15 protein-coding genes, 1 riboswitch and 1 other annotated feature are annotated in these 19,507 nt (G+C 34.6%); of the genes, 11 read left to right on the top strand and 4 right to left on the bottom strand.

The window, feature by feature from the left end; translation table 11 throughout:
- Positions 1-63: 63 nt before the first annotated feature.
- The 3 genes from mnmE to rpmH all read right to left on the bottom strand — a co-directional run bounded on the left by mnmE (position 64) and on the right by rpmH (position 2,194).
- The gene (gene mnmE / locus CM54_RS09830) at positions 64-1,443 is read right to left on the bottom strand and encodes a tRNA uridine-5-carboxymethylaminomethyl(34) synthesis GTPase MnmE (protein ID WP_030061528.1); all 1,380 of its coding nucleotides are present in this window, start codon (positions 1,441-1,443) and stop codon (positions 64-66) included.
- A 157-nt stretch (positions 1,444-1,600) separates the two neighbouring features.
- A complete protein-coding gene (gene rnpA, locus CM54_RS09825; protein WP_030061530.1) occupies positions 1,601-1,948 on the bottom strand; it encodes a ribonuclease P protein component in 348 nt (115 codons plus the stop codon).
- Positions 1,949-2,056: 108 nt separating this feature from the next.
- Positions 2,057-2,194, bottom strand: coding sequence for a 50S ribosomal protein L34 (rpmH, locus tag CM54_RS09820; RefSeq protein ID WP_000240855.1), 138 nt, complete (start codon positions 2,192-2,194; stop codon positions 2,057-2,059).
- A 735-nt stretch (positions 2,195-2,929) separates the two neighbouring features.
- Here rpmH and dnaA point away from each other — a divergent pair.
- From dnaA to gyrA, 6 genes are all read left to right on the top strand, one after another.
- Positions 2,930-4,285: a chromosomal replication initiator protein DnaA gene (gene dnaA, locus CM54_RS09815; protein WP_016898446.1), complete on the top strand. Its 1,356-nt coding sequence runs from the start codon at positions 2,930-2,932 to the stop codon at positions 4,283-4,285.
- Between the two features lie 309 nt (positions 4,286-4,594).
- Positions 4,595-5,728 (top strand): DNA polymerase III subunit beta, encoded by a 1,134-nt coding sequence (gene dnaN / locus CM54_RS09810; RefSeq protein WP_002434447.1) that lies wholly within the window; start codon positions 4,595-4,597, stop codon positions 5,726-5,728.
- 374 nt (positions 5,729-6,102) lie between these two features.
- A complete protein-coding gene (yaaA, locus tag CM54_RS09805) occupies positions 6,103-6,348 on the top strand; it encodes a S4 domain-containing protein YaaA (protein WP_002454368.1) in 246 nt (81 codons plus the stop codon).
- A complete protein-coding gene (gene recF / locus CM54_RS09800) occupies positions 6,345-7,460 on the top strand; it encodes a DNA replication/repair protein RecF (protein ID WP_002454367.1) in 1,116 nt (371 codons plus the stop codon). Before yaaA ends, recF begins: the two co-directional genes overlap by 4 nt.
- A gap of 10 nt (positions 7,461-7,470) precedes the next feature.
- A complete protein-coding gene (gene gyrB / locus CM54_RS09795; protein ID WP_023349973.1) occupies positions 7,471-9,402 on the top strand; it encodes a DNA topoisomerase (ATP-hydrolyzing) subunit B in 1,932 nt (643 codons plus the stop codon).
- 36 nt (positions 9,403-9,438) lie between these two features.
- Positions 9,439-12,111 (top strand): DNA gyrase subunit A, encoded by a 2,673-nt coding sequence (gyrA, locus tag CM54_RS09790; RefSeq protein ID WP_037550842.1) that lies wholly within the window; start codon positions 9,439-9,441, stop codon positions 12,109-12,111.
- A gap of 177 nt (positions 12,112-12,288) precedes the next feature.
- Here gyrA and CM54_RS09785 read toward each other — a convergent pair whose 3' ends face one another.
- Positions 12,289-13,101, bottom strand: coding sequence for an NAD(P)H-hydrate dehydratase (locus CM54_RS09785; protein WP_016898450.1), 813 nt, complete (start codon positions 13,099-13,101; stop codon positions 12,289-12,291).
- Between the two features lie 416 nt (positions 13,102-13,517).
- Here CM54_RS09785 and hutH point away from each other — a divergent pair, with 416 nt between their 5' ends.
- From hutH to metX, 5 genes are all read left to right on the top strand, one after another.
- Positions 13,518-15,023 (top strand): histidine ammonia-lyase, encoded by a 1,506-nt coding sequence (gene hutH / locus CM54_RS09780; RefSeq protein WP_037550840.1) that lies wholly within the window; start codon positions 13,518-13,520, stop codon positions 15,021-15,023.
- 76 nt (positions 15,024-15,099) lie between these two features.
- Positions 15,100-15,313: a binding site (T-box leader), on the top strand.
- 83 nt (positions 15,314-15,396) lie between these two features.
- On the top strand, positions 15,397-16,683 hold the full coding sequence (gene serS, locus CM54_RS09775) for a serine--tRNA ligase (RefSeq protein WP_002434130.1): 1,287 nt from the start codon (positions 15,397-15,399) through the stop codon (positions 16,681-16,683).
- A 335-nt stretch (positions 16,684-17,018) separates the two neighbouring features.
- Positions 17,019-17,711 (top strand): AzlC family ABC transporter permease, encoded by a 693-nt coding sequence (locus tag CM54_RS09770; protein WP_002434554.1) that lies wholly within the window; start codon positions 17,019-17,021, stop codon positions 17,709-17,711.
- Complete coding sequence (locus CM54_RS09765) at positions 17,708-18,037, top strand: AzlD domain-containing protein (protein WP_030062311.1); 330 nt, start codon at positions 17,708-17,710, stop codon at positions 18,035-18,037. The genes CM54_RS09770 and CM54_RS09765 overlap by 4 nt, the downstream gene beginning before the upstream one ends.
- Positions 18,038-18,162: 125 nt before the next feature.
- Positions 18,163-18,263: riboswitch (SAM riboswitch) on the top strand.
- Positions 18,264-18,328: 65 nt separating this feature from the next.
- Complete coding sequence (gene metX, locus CM54_RS09760) at positions 18,329-19,297, top strand: homoserine O-acetyltransferase MetX (RefSeq protein WP_037550837.1); 969 nt, start codon at positions 18,329-18,331, stop codon at positions 19,295-19,297.
- Positions 19,298-19,507 lie beyond the last annotated feature (210 nt).

Genomic DNA, 19,507 nt, shown 5'->3' with positions numbered 1-19,507 from the left:
CTTAAAAACTTTTCCGGAAAATGAAGACACCCTACCGTCTTATTCCTTAAATATTAAATATCATTATTTACCTAAACAGAATTGACTAAACAGTTGATCAATTAACTCATCGCTCGCTGATTCTCCAATGATTTCACCAAGTATTTCCCAAGTACGCGTTAAATCAATTTGAACCATATCCATAGGCACACCAGATTCAGCAGCATCTATCGCATCTTGAATTGAATGTCTAGCTTGTTTTAATAAAGAAATATGACGTGAGTTAGATACATATGTCATATCCTGATTTTGAACTTCTCCACCGAAGAATAAATCTCTAATTTGAATTTCTAATTCATCTATACCTTCTTGTTTTAACATAGAAGTTTGGATTAATGGCATGTCACCAATCATTTCTTTAACTTCATTTATATCTAAACGTGGTTCTAAATCTGTTTTATTAATAATTACAATAACGTCTTCGTTCTTCACAACTTCATACAATGTTTGATCGTCTTCTGTTAGAGGTTCATTATTGTTAAGAACAAATAAGATTAGATCCGCTTCACTTAATGCTTTACGTGAACGTTCGACACCAATCTTTTCTACAATATCTTCTGTATCACGTATACCTGCTGTATCAACTAATCGTAATGGTACCCCTCGTACATTGACATATTCTTCTAAAACGTCTCTAGTCGTACCAGCTACTTCAGTAACGATCGCTTTATTATCTTGAATAAGATTATTTAACATTGAAGATTTACCTACATTAGGACGACCAACGATAACGGTTGATAATCCTTCACGCATTATCTTACCTTGAGTACCTGTTTCAAGCAGTCGATTAATTTCTTCTTTAATATTCTTAGACTGTTCAAGTAAAAACTCAGTTGTGGCATCTTCAACGTCATCATATTCAGGGTAATCAATATTAACTTCTACTTGAGCGAGAATCTCCAATATGGATTGACGTTGTTTTTTAATAAGGTCACTTAAACGACCTTCAATTTGATTCATTGCTACTTTAGAGGCGCGATCAGTTTTAGAGCGTATGAAATCCATAACTGCCTCTGCTTGAGATAAATCAATACGACCATTTAAGAAAGCACGCTTCGTATATTCACCTGGTTCAGCCATACGTGCACCATACGTCATAGTTAATTCCAGTATGCGATTAATTGTTAAAATACCGCCGTGACAATTAATTTCAATGATATCTTCTCTAGTAAATGTTTTTGGTGCACGTAGCACAGATATCATCACTTCTTCGACAGTTTCATTAGTTTCTGGATCAATAATATGACCGTAGTTAATCGTATGTGTATCTACTTCAGATAATTTTTTCTTTCCTTTATAAAGTGTATCTCCTATTTCAATGGCTTGTGGGCCTGATAAACGGACAATACCGATAGCTCCTTCGCCCATAGGTGTTGAAATACTAGTAATCGTATCAAAATCCATAAGAGTCTCGCCTCCTTATTCAAGTAAAATTTCATTATAACATTGTAAATTGTTTCTCTATAAAAAGCTAACATAGTGCTTTTAAAGTATCCGAGTTAGGCTTACGTTTGTCTGAGGTAAGACTTCGGTTAGTCTTATTTAAAGCATATCCCCTACCCTACTTTATCTTTTTATTAAATACCTTAGCTATTTTTAGTACATGTTCTAAACTACCTTGAATTTCTAAAGTTGTCATATCTCTAGATGGATGCCTCGCAATAACAACAATATCTTTAGCTATAATATCTTCTTTGTGAACTTTAAAATTTTCTCTAATAGCTCTTTTAATTCTATTTCTAGTTACAGCATTACCCAATTTCTTAGAAACACTTATACCTAAACGAAAATGTTTATTTTCTTTATTATTATAGGTATAAACCACAAATTGTCTATTCGCTACAGATTTACCTTTTTTATAAATAGTTTGGAAATCTGAATTTTTCTTTATACGATATGCTTTTTCCACATAACATCACTCGCTTATTCAATTATCCATTATATGAATGTTTTTATTTCAAATGAATCCTTTTTCCTAATTAAAACGAAAAAAAAGACCACTGATGAGTCAGTGATCTTATGCTGATAAAACTTTACGGCCTTTACGACGACGACGCGCTAAAACTTTACGGCCATTTTTAGTGCTCATGCGTTTTCTGAAACCATGAACTTTACTATGTTTACGTTTATTTGGTTGATAAGTACGTTTTACCATGCAAAACACCTCCATCTGTATTCAATTATCTAATATTTCCAATTTCATACCTTGAAACTGGCTCATATACATAGATAAATTATCAAAGTATGTTGCAGCCTATAGTACTAACATACTTCATTTGAGCAATTGCTCTCTTATTGTGTCTGCTATTAAGAAATTTCTTATTTAGCTCATTATTATCTAGTCATAATTCAAGCAACTACTACAATATAACAAAATCCCTTTTATAAAGCAAGATGATTTTATGATGTATAGCATATCTTTCAATTAAATTTTCAGTTTTAAATCATTACGATTCTTGCAGCTCAAGAATTTTATATTAGTTATACATTTTTCATACATGTGTTATAAATTATTTCCCAAACGATTATTAAGAAATAATGAAGATTATATAAAGTTATCCACTTATTCACAAAACTATTGCTTATTTCTGTGGATAAAATAGAGTTCATACACATAGTTATGCCAAATTTAAGAACATATTCACAGTCATTTGACATCTGTCTAAGTTAAAAAGTATAATTATGTGGATAAGTCGTTCAATCAATGATTTTATAAGGATTTATTTATTAAACTTTTATACATAATTACTGTGAATAAATCATAGTATTGTGATAGTTATCCACTACATGTGATTAACTTGTGGATAATTATTAACATGCTGTGATTATTTTTATCCACTAATGTTATTTATGTGTATAAGTCAAAAATTTTAAGAAAGATGGAGTTTTTATGTCAGAGAAAGAAATTTGGGACAAAGTTTTAGAACTTGCTCAAGAAAGAATTTCACATACCAGTTATCATACGTTTATTAAAGATACTCAACTCTATTCACTTAAAAATGACGAAGCCATTATTTTAACGAGCCTATCTTTTAATGCGAATTGGCTTAATCAAAAATACTCTGAAATAATGCAAGCTATTATATATGATGTCATTGGTTATGAAGTGAAACCGCTATTTATTACTGAAGATGAACTCGCCGACTATAACAATGGTGCATCTAATGAACCTCAAGAACCACAAACGTCAACATCTACAATTGAAGATAATGATGGTGGTAAAGAACAATTTAATATTCATAACACATTCGATACATTTGTTATTGGTCCAGGGAACCGCTTCCCACATGCTGCAAGTTTAGCTGTAGCTGAAGCACCAGCTGAAGCTTATAACCCATTATTCATTTATGGGGGCGTAGGTTTAGGTAAAACACACTTGATGCATGCGATTGGTCATCATGTTCTTAGTAATCAACCTAGTGCTAAAGTGATTTACACATCTAGTGAGAAATTTACTAACGAATTTATCAAATCTATTCGTGATAATGAGACTGAAGCTTTCCGTGAGAAGTATCGAAACATCGATGTATTACTTATAGATGATATTCAATTCATTCAAAATAAAGAACAGACGCAAGAAGAATTCTTCCATACATTTAATGAATTACATCAAAACAATAAACAAATAGTTATTTCAAGTGATCGTCCACCTAAAGAAATTGCTAAATTAGAAGATCGATTACGTTCACGTTTCGAGTGGGGATTAATCGTTGACATTACACCACCTGATTACGAAACAAGAATGGCGATATTACAAAAGAAAATTGAAGAAGAAAACCTTGATATACCACCAGAAGCGCTTAATTATATTGCCAATCAAATCCAGTCAAATATTCGTGAACTTGAAGGTGCACTCACTAGACTTTTAGCTTATTCCAAACTTCAAGGCAAACCGATAACTACAGAATTAGCTGCTGAAGCTCTAAAAGATATTATTCAAGCACCTAAATCCAAAAAGATTACAATTCAAGATATTCAAAAAGTCGTTGGTCAATATTATAGTGTACGCATTGAGGATTTCAGTGCTAAAAAACGTACTAAATCTATTGCATATCCGCGTCAAATTGCTATGTATCTATCCCGTGAATTGACTGATTTCTCACTACCAAAAATTGGAGAAGAATTTGGTGGACGAGATCATACCACTGTCATTCATGCACATGAAAAGATAGCTAACGACATCAAAGCAGATCCTACTTTTAAACAAGAAATCGAAAACTTAGAAAAAGAAATTAGAAATCAGTAACGGGAAATAACAAGATAAGTCTTATACTCTAAGCAACCAGATTTAAAAAGATAAATTTCGGGAATAATTACAATGAAAATGAAGTAAATAATTTTCTCAAAATATGAGAGTTAAGAAATGGATAAAGCAAAGAATTGTGGATAATGTTTAAAAGTAGTACACAGCATACACAGTTTATCCACATGTGCATAACTTTGCTATTTCGGACATTTATGGACTTATCCACCAATCCACAGTCCCTACTACTATTACTATGAATTTAAAACCTATATAATTATATATAAACGACTGAAAGGAGTTTAGAAATTAATGATGGAATTCACAATTAAAAGAGATTATTTTATTAATCAACTTAATGACACATTAAAAGCAATTTCACCTAGAACAACATTACCAATTTTAACTGGTATCAAAATTGATGCTAAAGATAATGAAGTGATTTTAACTGGTTCAGATTCAGAAATCTCAATTGAAATTACAATTCCTAAACAAGTTGACGGTGAGGACATCGTTGAAATCTCAGAAACAGGATCAGTAGTACTCCCTGGTCGTTTCTTCGTAGATATCATCAAAAAGTTACCTGGTAAAGATGTTAAATTATCTACAAATGAACAGTTCCAAACATTGATTACTTCAGGACATTCAGAATTTAACTTAAGTGGATTAGATCCAGATCAATATCCATTATTACCTGAAGTATCAAGAGATGACGCAATTCAATTATCAGTTAAAGTACTTAAAAACATCATTGCTCAAACAAATTTTGCAGTGTCCACCTCAGAAACACGCCCAGTGTTAACTGGTGTGAACTGGCTTATACAAGATAATGAATTAATATGCACTGCCACTGACTCACACCGCTTGGCTGTAAGAAAGTTACAATTGGAAGATACTTCTGAAAATAAAAATGTCATCATTCCAGGTAAAGCTTTATCAGAATTAAATAAAATTATGAGTGATAGTGACGAAGATATTGATATCTTCTTTGCATCAAACCAAGTTCTATTTAGAGTAGGAAACGTTAACTTTATCTCTCGTTTACTTGAAGGTCATTATCCAGATACAACGCGTTTATTCCCAGAAAACTATGAAATTAAGTTAGGCATCAATAACGGTGATTTCTATCACGCTATCGATCGTGCATCTCTTTTAGCACGTGAAGGTGGAAATAATGTTATTAAATTGAGCACTGGAAATGAGTTAGTAGAATTATCCTCAACATCACCAGAAATTGGTACAGTAAAAGAAGAAGTAACTGCAAATGATGTTGAAGGTGGAAACTTAAAAATTTCATTCAACTCTAAATACATGATGGATGCTTTAAAAGCCATCGATAATGACGAAGTTGAAGTAGAATTCTTTGGAACAATGAAACCATTTATTTTGAAACCGAAAGATGACGATTCAGTAACTCAATTGATTTTACCAATTAGAACTTATTAGTTAGACCATATGGATTAAAACATAAAAATTTAATAATGCTATAATGAGTTTAGAGATTGTCACTTAGACAATCTCTTTTTAGTTACTTTAAATTCATTTTAAAGATACTGAGAGGCATTTTAAGAAACATCAATAAATTTTTTAGGGTAAACCTCCTATTTGTTAAAATTAAATAAAATACCCCTTTAAATTTAAATTAGAGAAGCATACACAATTAAAATATGATGTCTCTTAAAACTAAAAAAATTTACCAAGTAGATTGCAGATTTTGAAAAATAAAAATATATATCAAAGTAAACGATTTCATTCTTTATTTTAAATGAAATCTAAGGCAAAAAAAGGTATAATATATTAATGACACATAAAGAAATGGAGTGATAATTTTGGTTCAAGAAGTTGTTGTAGAAGGAAACATAACTTTAGGTCAATTTCTTAAAACTGAAGGCATTATTGAATCTGGTGGACAAGCTAAATGGTTCCTCCAAGATTTCGAAGTTTTAATAAACGGCCAACGTGAGACACGTCGTGGGAAGAAATTAGAACATAACGACCGAATTGATATCACAGAATTACCTGAAGATACTGGTTCTTTTCTAATCATCCATCAAGGTGAACAATGAAACTTAATACACTCCAATTAGAGAATTATCGTAACTATGAAGAGGTTACATTAGATTGTCATCCTGAAGTGAATATCCTCATAGGAGAAAACGCGCAAGGAAAGACAAATTTACTTGAATCAATTTATACGCTAGCGCTAGCTAAAAGTCATCGTACTTCGAATGACAAGGAACTCATACGTTTTAAAGCTGACTATGCTAAAATAGAAGGTGAGCTGAGTTATAGACATGGCACAATGCCACTTACAATGTTTATAACTAAAAAAGGTAAACAAGTTAAAGTCAATCACCTTGAACAAAGTAAACTGACTCAATATGTGGGACACTTGAATGTCGTTTTATTTGCTCCGGAAGATTTGAATATTGTTAAAGGTTCACCACAGATACGACGACGTTTCATAGACATGGAGTTAGGACAAATTTCAGCCGTTTACTTAAATGATTTAGCTCAATACCAACGTATTCTTAAACAAAAGAATAACTATTTGAAGCAATTACAAATTGGGCAGAAGACAGATACGACAATGTTAGAAGTGTTAAATCAACAATTTGCTCAATATGCTTTAAAGGTAACGTTACGTCGTGAGCATTTTATAAAAGAACTGGAAGAACTTGCGCAACCGATTCATTCAGGGATTACGAATGAGCGTGAGAAGTTAGGACTTAAATATTTACCAAGTTTAAAGTTAAGTGATTATGAGAAGGAAGAGTCAGAATTGCTCGAGGAGGTCATCGAATTATTAAACGATAACCTTCAAAGAGAGAAAGAAAGAGGTGTGTGTCTTTATGGACCACATCGAGATGATTTAGGATTCAATGTTAATGGCATGGATGCACAAACATATGGATCACAAGGACAACAAAGAACTACAGCATTGTCGATCAAATTGGCAGAGATTGAATTAATGAACATTGAAGTTGGAGAGTATCCAATATTATTACTGGACGATGTACTCAGTGAACTTGATGATTCACGTCAAACGCATCTTCTAAGTACAATCCAACATAAAGTACAGACATTTGTGACTACAACCTCTGTTGACGGTATAGACCATGAAATTATGAATAATGCTAAGTTATACCGTATAAGTCAAGGCGAATTACTAAAGTAATAAGAAAGTGATGGTGAATACATTGTCAGATGTAAACAACACAGATAATTATGGTGCTGGACAGATACAAGTATTAGAAGGTCTTGAAGCGGTGCGTAAAAGACCAGGTATGTATATTGGTTCAACTTCTGAAAGAGGCTTGCACCATTTAGTATGGGAAATTGTTGATAATAGTATTGACGAAGCATTAGCAGGTTATGCTAATCAAATAGAAGTCGTAATTGAGAAAGACAATTGGATAAAAGTTACTGACAATGGCCGTGGAATTCCAGTTGATATTCAGGAGAAAATGGGACGTCCTGCTGTCGAAGTTATCTTAACGGTATTACATGCTGGAGGTAAATTCGGCGGTGGCGGATATAAAGTATCAGGTGGGCTTCATGGTGTTGGTTCATCAGTAGTTAACGCGCTTTCCCAAGACTTAGAAGTATATGTGTACAGAAATGATACTATTTACCACCAAGCGTATAAAAAAGGTGTACCTCAATTTGACTTAAAAGAAATCGGTGAAACAGATCAAACAGGTACGGCAATTCGTTTTAAAGCTGATGGCGAAATTTTTACAGAGACAACTGTGTATAATTATGAAACATTACAACAACGTATACGCGAACTTGCTTTCTTAAACAAAGGTATCCAAATTACGTTAAGAGATGAGCGTGAAGAGGAAGGCCGTGAGGATTCTTATCACTATGAAGGCGGTATTAAATCTTACGTAGAATTATTAAATGAAAATAAAGAGCCACTTCATGAAGAACCTATCTACATACATCAAACAAAAGATGATATTGAGGTTGAAATCGCTCTTCAATATAACAGTGGATATGCGACTAACTTATTAACATATGCCAATAACATTCATACGTACGAAGGTGGTACGCACGAAGATGGCTTCAAACGTGCGTTAACACGTATTCTTAATAGTTACGGTATTCAAAGTAAGATTATTAAAGAAGACAAAGATAAACTTTCAGGTGAGGATACACGTGAAGGTCTAACAGCTATTATTTCAATCAAACACGGCGATCCTCAATTCGAAGGACAAACTAAAACGAAATTAGGTAACTCTGAAGTACGTCAAGTAGTGGATAAATTATTCGCTGAATACTTCGAGCGTTTCTTATTCGAGCATCCTGCCGTAGGTCGAATTATCGTTGAAAAAGGTATCATGGCGTCTAGAGCACGAGTAGCAGCTAAAAAAGCACGTGAGGTTACACGTCGTAAATCAGCATTAGATGTATCAAGTTTACCTGGTAAATTAGCAGATTGTTCTAGTAAAAATCCTGAAGAGAGTGAGATTTTCTTAGTAGAGGGTGACTCTGCCGGGGGGTCTACAAAATCAGGTCGTGATTCAAGAACTCAAGCGATTTTACCGTTAAGAGGTAAAATTCTGAATGTGGAAAAAGCACGTTTAGACCGTATCCTAAATAACAATGAAATTCGCCAAATGATCACTGCTTTTGGTACAGGTATTGGTGGAGAATTTGATATTTCAAAAGCACGCTATCATAAAATCGTAATCATGACTGATGCGGACGTTGATGGTGCGCATATCAGAACGCTATTACTCACATTCTTCTATCGCTTTATGAGACCGTTAATTGAAGCGGGCTATGTTTATATTGCACAGCCACCTTTATACAAATTAACGCAAGGTAAACAAAAGTATTATGTATTTAACGATAGAGAGTTAGACAAGCTTAAAGCTGAATTAAACCCTACTCCTAAATGGTCAATCTCTCGTTACAAAGGTCTTGGTGAGATGAATGCAGACCAATTATGGGAAACGACTATGAATCCAGAACATCGTTCAATGTTGCAAGTAAGACTTGAAGATGCAATTGATGCAGACCAAACATTTGAAATGTTAATGGGTGATGTTGTTGAAAATCGTAGACAATTTATAGAAGATAATGCAGTTTACGCCAACTTAGATTTCTAAGCATTATGAATTGAACTTTTGAAGGAGGATATCTTGATGGCTGAATTACCTCAATCAAGAATTAATGAACGAAATATAACCAGTGAAATGCGTGAATCATTCTTAGACTATGCCATGAGTGTTATCGTGTCACGTGCATTACCTGATGTTAGAGATGGTTTAAAGCCAGTGCACCGTCGTATATTATATGGTCTGAATGAACAAGGTATGACACCAGATAAACCATATAAGAAATCTGCACGTATTGTTGGGGACGTTATGGGTAAATATCACCCACATGGTGACTCTTCAATTTACGAAGCCATGGTAAGAATGGCACAAGACTTCAGTTACCGTTATCCTCTTGTAGATGGTCAAGGTAACTTTGGTTCAATGGATGGTGATGGCGCAGCAGCAATGCGTTATACCGAAGCACGTATGACTAAGATTACATTAGAACTTTTACGTGATATCAACAAAGATACAATTGATTTTATCGACAACTATGATGGTAATGAAAGAGAGCCGTCAGTCTTACCTGCACGTTTCCCAAACCTTTTAGTTAACGGTGCTGCAGGGATTGCCGTAGGTATGGCTACTAATATTCCTCCTCACAATTTAACAGAAGTCATTGATGGTGTATTAAGTTTAAGTAAGAATCCTGATATCACGATCAATGAATTGATGGAAGATATTCAAGGTCCTGACTTTCCAACTGCAGGTCTTATTTTAGGAAAAAGTGGTATCCGTCGTGCATATGAAACAGGTCGTGGTTCTATCCAAATGCGTTCACGTGCAGAGATTGAAGAACGCGGTGGTGGACGTCAACGTATCGTAGTGACTGAAATACCATTCCAAGTTAATAAAGCACGTATGATTGAGAAAATTGCTGAACTTGTCAGAGATAAAAAAATCGATGGTATTACCGACTTACGAGATGAAACAAGTTTACGTACAGGTGTTAGAATCGTTATTGACGTACGTAAAGATGCGAATGCAAGCGTTATTCTTAACAACTTATACAAACAAACACCGTTACAAACATCATTCGGTGTAAATATGATTGCTTTAGTTAATGGCAGACCTAAGTTAATTAACTTAAAAGAAGCATTAATTCACTACTTAGAGCATCAAAAAACAGTTGTAAGACGACGCACTGAGTACAATTTAAGAAAAGCTAAAGACCGTGCGCATATTCTAGAAGGTTTAAGAATAGCTCTAGATCATATTGATGAAATTATCACGACAATTCGTGAATCAGAAACAGATAAAATCGCGATGGAAAGCTTACAAGAACGCTTTAAGCTATCCGAACGTCAAGCACAAGCTATCTTGGATATGCGTTTAAGACGTTTAACAGGTTTAGAACGCGATAAGATTGAATCTGAATATAATGAATTACTTGAATACATTAAAGAATTAGAAGAAATTCTAGCTGATGAAGAAGTATTATTACAATTGGTTCGTGATGAACTCTCTGAAATCAAAGAACGATTTGGAGATGAACGTCGTACTGAAATTCAATTAGGTGGATTAGACGATATTGAAGATGAAGATTTAATCCCAGAAGAACAAATTGTAATTACTTTAAGTCATAATAATTACATTAAACGATTACCTGTTTCTACATATCGTTCACAAAACCGTGGCGGACGTGGTGTACAAGGTATGAACACACTTGAAGAAGATTTCGTGAGTCAGTTAGTTACTTTAAGTACACACGATAACGTGCTCTTCTTCACGAATAAAGGTCGTGTATATAAACTTAAAGGTTATGAAGTTCCTGAGCTGTCTCGTCAATCTAAAGGGATCCCAGTCGTTAACGCGATAGAACTTGAGAATGACGAAACGATAAGTACGATGATTGCGGTTAAAGATCTTGAAAGTGAAGAACATTACCTTGTATTTGCTACGAAACGAGGTATTGTTAAACGTTCAGCGTTAAGCAATTTCTCACGTATTAATAAGAACGGTAAAATCGCAATAGGCTTCAAAGAAGACGATGAACTGATAGCCGTACGCTTAACAACTGGTAATGAAGATATACTTATCGGTACATCGCACGCATCACTTATTCGCTTCCCTGAATCTGCCTTACGTCCTTTAGGTCGTACAGCAGCAGGTGTGAAAGGTATCACACTACGTGAGGGCGACGTGGTTGTAGGTTTAGACGTGGCTCACGCAGAAAGTGAAGATGAAGTTCTAGTTGTTACTGAAAATGGCTACGGTAAACGTACGCCAGTAGATGAATACCGATTATCTAATCGTGGTGGTAAAGGTATTAAAACAGCAACAATTACTGAACGTAACGGTAATATCGTTTGTATCACAACAGTTACTGGTGAAGAAGACTTAATGGTTGTTACCAATGCAGGTGTGATTATTCGCTTAGATGTGGAAGATATCTCTCAAAATGGTCGTGCTGCACAAGGTGTACGTCTAATGAGATTAGGCGAAGGCCAATTTGTTTCAACAGTAGCTAAAGTTAAAGAGGAAGAAGATAATCAAGCAGACTCAGATGATACTGATGCGAGCGAGACAGCAACTGAAGAAGTTATTGATGACCAAACACCTGGTAATGCTATTCATACAGAAGAAGCCGAAGATGTAACTAATGAAGAAACAGATGATAACGCTAATGATGATAGAATCGATGTTCGACAAGACTTTATGGATCGTGTAAATGAAGATATTGAAAGTGCTTCAGACGACGATGATGACAACGAATAATAGATATTAAAGCAGGTTCTCGCTATATAGTGAGAACCTGTTAATTTTTAGACTACCCTCAAGCAGGGTGGTCTTTTTTATTATAAAAAAAGCACACCAGCAATAGGTATTCACAATAAGTGAACGCCATTGAGGTGTGCATCGTAAATAAAATTTAATATATAACGTTTCTATAACTTAACCTTCTAATTGTTTCATAACATAAGGAATTTCACTGATTAAACGAGAAGGTGGTACGACATACATAGACTCAGATAATTTCTCTCCAATGTAACTATGTGTGTAAGTCGCACTTGTAACAGCATCTTTAAGACTATCAAATTGACCAACGAAGCTTGTAATCATACCAGCAAGTGTATCTCCCATACCACCAGTAGCCATTGCAGGTGTACCGATAGATAATTTGTAAGCATCATCTTTAAAGTAAATTTCAGTACCATGTTGTTTTAATACAACTGTAGCACCTAAGTTATTAACAGCTTCACGATTACGTTCATATGTTTGTTCTTCGATAGGAATGCCACTTAAACGTTCCCATTCTTTTTGATGAGGAGTGAAAATCACACGACATGTAGGAATTTGAGGTTTCAATTTACTAAATATAGTAATTGCATCTCCATCTACAATAAGATTTTGGTGTGGTTGAATATTTTGTAGTAAAAACGTAATCGCATTATTACCTTTAAAGTCCACACCTAATCCAGGCCCGATTAAGATACTATCGGTAGCTTCGATCATTTTAGTTAGCATCTTCGTATCATTGATATCAATTACCATTGCTTCTGGGCAACGTGAATGTAATGCTGCATGATTATTAGGATGTGTTGCGACTGTAATTAATCCACTACCACTATAGACGCATGCGCGCGCAGCAAGCATAATTGCGCCACCCATATTGGCAGAACCACCAATTAATAAAATCTTACCATAATCGCCTTTATGCGTTTCATCTTTTCTTATAGGAATGTTAACTGTATCTAACGTTTCCATAATGACATAACCTCCGTTAAAAAACTCACTTCTCGCATCTCGTACACAAGACATCCGACTGTCTTAAATTTCACTTTATAAATTGTTGTGTACATCCATTTTTTTAGAAATTAAAGTCCTTTAAAATTGCCCAATCTCTTTTAAATACAATAGAAAATACTATACCTGTAATACTCTTTAGTCAATAGCTATTTTAGAAATTTAATAATGAATACCTCTATACTCACAAAATATCAAAAATACCATTTCCATCTACCTTATTAAAATAATAAATAATAATATTCCTATTTCTTTAACCTGTTAAATTATTACATTGATAATGCATTATAAAAAGTGCAAAAAGTGTTGTTAATATAAAAATGAAAACGTATACTTTCCTGTAATGGGGTTAAAATTTAAACAAAGGGGTTGTTTATATGACATTAATTTTAGATGGAGAGGCTTTGACTATTAAGGAAATTAAGACGTTTTTAAGCCAAGACTTACAAATTGATATTTCAGAGGATGCCATTGAACGAGTGACGAAAAGTCGCCAAGTCGTTGAACGTATCATACAGAATAAAGAAACAATCTATGGTATCACAACTGGCTTCGGTCTATTTAGTGATGTTTTAATCGATCCAGGTCAATATAACGAATTACAAGTCAATCTCATTCGTTCACATGCATGTGGTATCGGGAAACCATTTTCAGAAGAAGTGGCATTAGTCATGATGGTGTTGCGCTTAAATACATTATTGAAGGGGCACTCAGGTGCAACACTTGAGTTAGTTGAACAATTAAAATTCTTCATTAACGAACGTATTATTCCAGTGATTCCGCAACAAGGTTCATTAGGGGCATCAGGGGATTTAGCGCCTCTATCACATCTTGCACTTGCACTCATTGGTGAGGGTGACGTTTATTATAACAATGAACAAGTCGACAGTCGCTACGTCCTTAATGAGTTAGGTCGTGAACCGTTAAAACTACAAGCTAAAGAAGGCTTGGCACTTATCAATGGGACACAAGCAATGACAGCTCAAGGTGTGATTAATTTCATTGAAGCGGAGGATTTAGGTTATCAAGTGGAATGGATTGCTTCACTCACGCATCAAGCTTTAAATGGTATTACAGATGCGTATAATCATAACGTGCACAAAGTCCGGAATATTAAAGAACAAGTAGATGTGGCAGCACGCATGCTTAACTGGCTTGAAGATTCACAGCTTACGACACGCCAAGCTGAATTACGAGTGCAGGACGCTTATAGTTTACGTTGTATTCCTCAAATCCATGGTGCAAGTTTCCAAGTGTTCAATTATGTAAGAGAAAAATTAGAATTTGAGATGAATGCAGCTAATGATAATCCTCTTATCTTCGATGAGGATGATGAAACATTAGTGATTTCAGGTGGTAACTTCCACGGTCAACCAGTCGCACTTGCATTAGACCATCTAAAATTAGGCGTGAGTGAATTAGCCAACGTTGCAGAGCGACGTCTAGAACGTTTGATTAATCCTCAATTAAATGGAGATTTACCTGCATTTTTAAGTCCTGAGCCAGGGTTACAAAGTGGCGCTATGATTATGCAATATGCTGCTGCAAGCCTTGTCTCTGAAAATAAAACCCTCGCACATCCAGCGAGTGTAGATTCAATTCCATCTTCAGCAAACCAAGAAGATCATGTATCAATGGGCACAATCGCTTCAAGACATGGTTACCAAATGATTGAGAATACACGTCGTGTGATTTCGATTGAATGTGTCATTGCATTGCAAGCTGTGGAATTAAAAGGTGTAGATAAATTATCTCCTAAAACACGTGAGAAATATGAAGAATATCGTAAAATCGTGCCTTCAATCAATCAAGATCGACAATTCCACAAAGATATCGAAGCGGTAGCACAGTATCTAAAAGATGATGCTTATCACAGAGCATAAATACGAGGTAGTTTACACACATTTACATTTACTTGAAAAGTTAAAAAGACTTTGCTATATTAAAAATAACTTAATAAAACATTGTTCGTAGGCTAAGTAGCATTAACCGGACGATTTCAGAGAACTTGTGGTTAGTGAGAACAAGTAATCGACTTTGATGTGAATCTACCTACTTTATGAGAGCAATCGGTAATAACCGTTATTTTAGTTAAGTGCAGTTTAAAATAAGTGATTCAACGTTTATTTTAAATTGTTAAATAGGGTGGCAACGCGTAGACCACGTCCCTTGTCTGGGATGTGGTCTTTTTTTATGATTTTATACATACGTGCCCCCAATAAATCTATATTTTATTTGGGAAAGGATGAAGGTTACATGTTAGATATTCGTTTATTTAGAAATGAACCAGAAAAAGTTAAGAGCAAAATTGAATTAAGAGGAGACGATCCTAAGGTCGTTGACGAAGTTTTAGAATTAGATGAACAACGACGTCAATTAATCAGTAAAACTGAAGAAATGAAAGCAAGACGTAATAAAGTCAGTGAAGAAATCGCTCAGAAGAAACGTAATAAAGAAGATGCTGATGACGTTATTGCAGAAATGCGTAACTTAGGTGATGAAATTAAAGAAAACGATGCTAAATTAAATGAAGTTGATAATAAAGTAAGAGACATTTTAATCCGTATTCCAAATTTAATTAACGACGATGTACCTCAAGGGGATTCAGATGAAGAAAACGTTGAATTGAAAAAATGGGGTACACCACGTGAATTCGATTTCGAACCAAAAGCACACTGGGATTTAGTTGAAGAATTAAAAATGGCAGACTTCGAACGTGCTGCTAAAGTATCTGGTGCGCGTTTCGTTTACTTAACTAAAGATGGAGCATTATTAGAACGTGCATTAATGAACTACATGATTACGAAACATACAACTCAACATGGTTACACAGAAATGATGACACCTCAATTAGTGAATGCAGATACTATGTTTGGTACAGGTCAACTTCCTAAATTCGAAGAAGATTTATTTAAAGTTGAAAAAGAAGGCCTATACACAATTCCAACAGCAGAAGTGCCTTTAACAAACTTCTACAGAGACGAAATCATTCAACCAGGAGTGTTACCTGAAAAATTCACTGGGCAAACGGCATGTTTCCGTAGTGAAGCGGGTTCAGCTGGTAGAGATACAAGAGGATTAATTCGTTTACACCAATTCGATAAAGTTGAAATGGTTCGTATCGAAAAACCTGAAGATTCTTGGGATGCTTTAGAAGATATGACTAAAAATGCTGAATCAATTTTAGAAGAATTAGGATTACCATATCGTCGAGTTATCTTATGTACAGGCGACATTGGCTTCAGCGCTAGTAAAACATATGACCTAGAGGTATGGTTACCAAGCTACAATGATTATAAAGAAATTAGTTCTTGCTCAAACTGTACTGATTTCCAAGCACGTCGTGCTAACATTCGCTTTAAACGTGATAACTCAGCTAAACCAGAATTAGCTCATACATTAAATGGTAGTGGTTTAGCCGTAGGTCGTACATTTGCAGCTATCGTTGAAAATTATCAAAATGAAGACGGTACAATCACAATTCCTGAAGCATTAGTTCCATTCATGGGTGGAAAAACTAAAATTTCTAAACCTACAAAATAATAACTTAGAATAGGCTAAATAATTACTACAATACAACGATGAATGACTCAATTAATTATTTGAACTGTCGATAAGATCTTAACGATTTTGTCGACAGTTTTTTTGTTGAACAGGGTAGGGGAAGAGAAATAATTCAACTTCAAATCTTCAAAAATAAGAGGGATGTCTAAAAGAAGAAACAAAATTCTGAAATTTTATAATCGTTGTAGTTACAACGATTTGACTATTAGGTTTGTCTTACGTCACACAAACCGAAGTCTAAAAATATTGAACAACTTTCCCAAATATAATAGACTTATTTTACTATTTTAGAAAGTGGAATGGAGGCTGATCAAATGACCCATCTTTCATTTAAGCAAGGGGTAAAAGAATGTATTCCTACTTTATTTGGATATGCAGGAGTGGGTTTATCATTTGGTATCGTAGCAGCCTCTCAAAACTTTAGTATCTTAGAAATTATTTTATTATGTCTCATTATTTACGCCGGTGCCGCACAATTTATTGTATGTGCTTTAGCGATTACAGGTACTCCAATATCTGCTATCGTTCTTACCACACTTATCGTTAACTCTCGTATGTTTCTATTAAGTATGACTTTGGCGCCGAATTATAAACAATATGGTTTATGGAATAGGGTAGGTCTCGGTACATTATTAACCGATGAGACCTTTGGAGTTGCCATTACGCCATATATTAAAGGTGAAAAGATTAATGATCGTTGGCTTCATGGTCTTAATATCACTGCGTATTTATTTTGGACTATTTCGTGTGTGGCCGGCGCCCTTTTCGGTAAATATATTTCTAATCCTAATGCACTTGGATTAGACTATGCGATTACTGCAATGTTCATATTCTTAGGTATATCTCAATTTGAGTCAGTGAAGAAATCAAGATTTCGTATATATATCATATTAATTATCTGTGTAATCACAATGATGCTTCTTTTAAGTTTAGTGATGCCTTCATATGTAGCAATATTAATAGCCGCAACATTCGCTGCAGCCTTAGGGGTGGTGATGGATAAATGACAACAGATTTACACACACTGATACTTATTATTTTATGTGGAATTGTAACGTTACTCGTTCGAATTATTCCCTTTATGATGATATCTAGAGTTCATTTACCTGAAATTGTCGTTAAATGGCTTTCATTTATTCCTATCACATTATTTACCGCACTTGTCATTGATGGCGTCATACAACAACACGATAACACCTTTGGATATACGCTCAATTTGTCATATATTATTGCGATTATACCAACAGTACTCCTTGCCATTTTCACACGTAGCCTTACTATCACAATAATTGGAGGTATTATTACTATCGCTTGTTTACGTTTAATTTTTTAACTCCTGAAAATGACAGCAAAGTGTTGAAGTCATAAACCATTTTAGTTAATATTATATTAATTAGAAAATTCAGACTATTTAAGATTGAAATTTAATCAACATCAATATACAAATCAATTCAACAAATCTTATTTCGAGAAGCTGAGGGAATTGGCCCGACGATGCTTCAGCAACCGACTAATGATAGCACGGTGCTACAACCAACGAGAATCTCGAATGATAAGTACTGACCAGCTTCCTACTTTTTCATTTGAGTAGGAAGCTTTTTTGTAAGAGGAGGTAGCGTTAACGATGACGAATTACAGAGTAGATACGTTAGAATTGGGGACATTTACAACTGAATCAGGAGAAACCATTAATAATTTAAAATTACGCTATGAACACGTTGGATACAAAGGTCAACCATTAGTTGTTGTTTGTCACGCATTAACAGGTAATCACTTAACTTATGGAACAGACGAGAAACATGGATGGTGGCGTGAAATTATAGATGGTGGTTATATTCCACGTCATGATTATCAATTTCTAACTTTCAACGTCATTGGTAGTCCCTTTGGTTCAAGTTCCAAACTTAATGACCCTAATTTTCCACAGCATCTTACATTACGAGATATTGTTAAGGCGATTGAAAAAAGAATAAAAGCACTAGACTTCGATAAGATAAACATCCTAATTGGAGCAAGTCTAGGTGGTATGCAAGCAATGGAATTGCTGTATAATAATCAATTTCAAATCGACAAAGCCATTATTCTCGCAGCAACTGGTAAAACGTCATCGTACAGTCGTGCTTTCAACGAGATCGCCCGACAAGCAATTCATCTTGGTGGGAAGGAAGGCTTAAGTATTGCTCGACAACTTGGCTTCTTAACATACCGCTCCTCTAAAAGTTATGACCAACGATTTACACCAGATGAAGTTGTAACGTATCAACAATATCAAGGAAATAAATTCAAGAAAAACTTTGATTTACAATGTTATTTAACACTGCTCGACGTCTTAGATAGTCACAATATTGATAGAGGACGAGATGATGTTGATGAAGTCTATCAATCATTAGATACAAAAGTTCTAACGATGGGGTTTATAGATGATTTACTTTATCCAGATGATCAAGTAAGAGCAGTCGGAGAGAGATTTAAATATCATCGCCATTTCTTTGTGCCAGATAATGTAGGACATGACGGCTTCCTTCTAAACTTTAACGATTGGGCTCCAAACCTCTACCATTTCTTGAACTTAAAACAATTTAAAAGGAAATAAACACAGCTATATTTAGACATACTAAACTTTGGCTAAGCAAAGTAAGTATGTCTTTAGCATAAGTGCTACTAATTAATGACGAAGTCACTAGTGTTTTAAAGGATTACAATCGCTAATGCGATTGCATAATAGGTGCTAACATTTGATACTCCTCAAATGAAGCACCTATAATTGTTAATTTTGGGCAAAGAGGTTAAAATAGAAGTTATA

This window comes from Staphylococcus sp. TE8, from assembly GCF_000692055.1.
GTDB classification, from domain to species: Bacteria; Bacillota; Bacilli; order Staphylococcales; family Staphylococcaceae; genus Staphylococcus; species Staphylococcus capitis.
The sequence above is the reverse complement of the archived record's forward strand: the minus strand, read 5'-3'. Positions and strand labels throughout refer to the sequence as shown.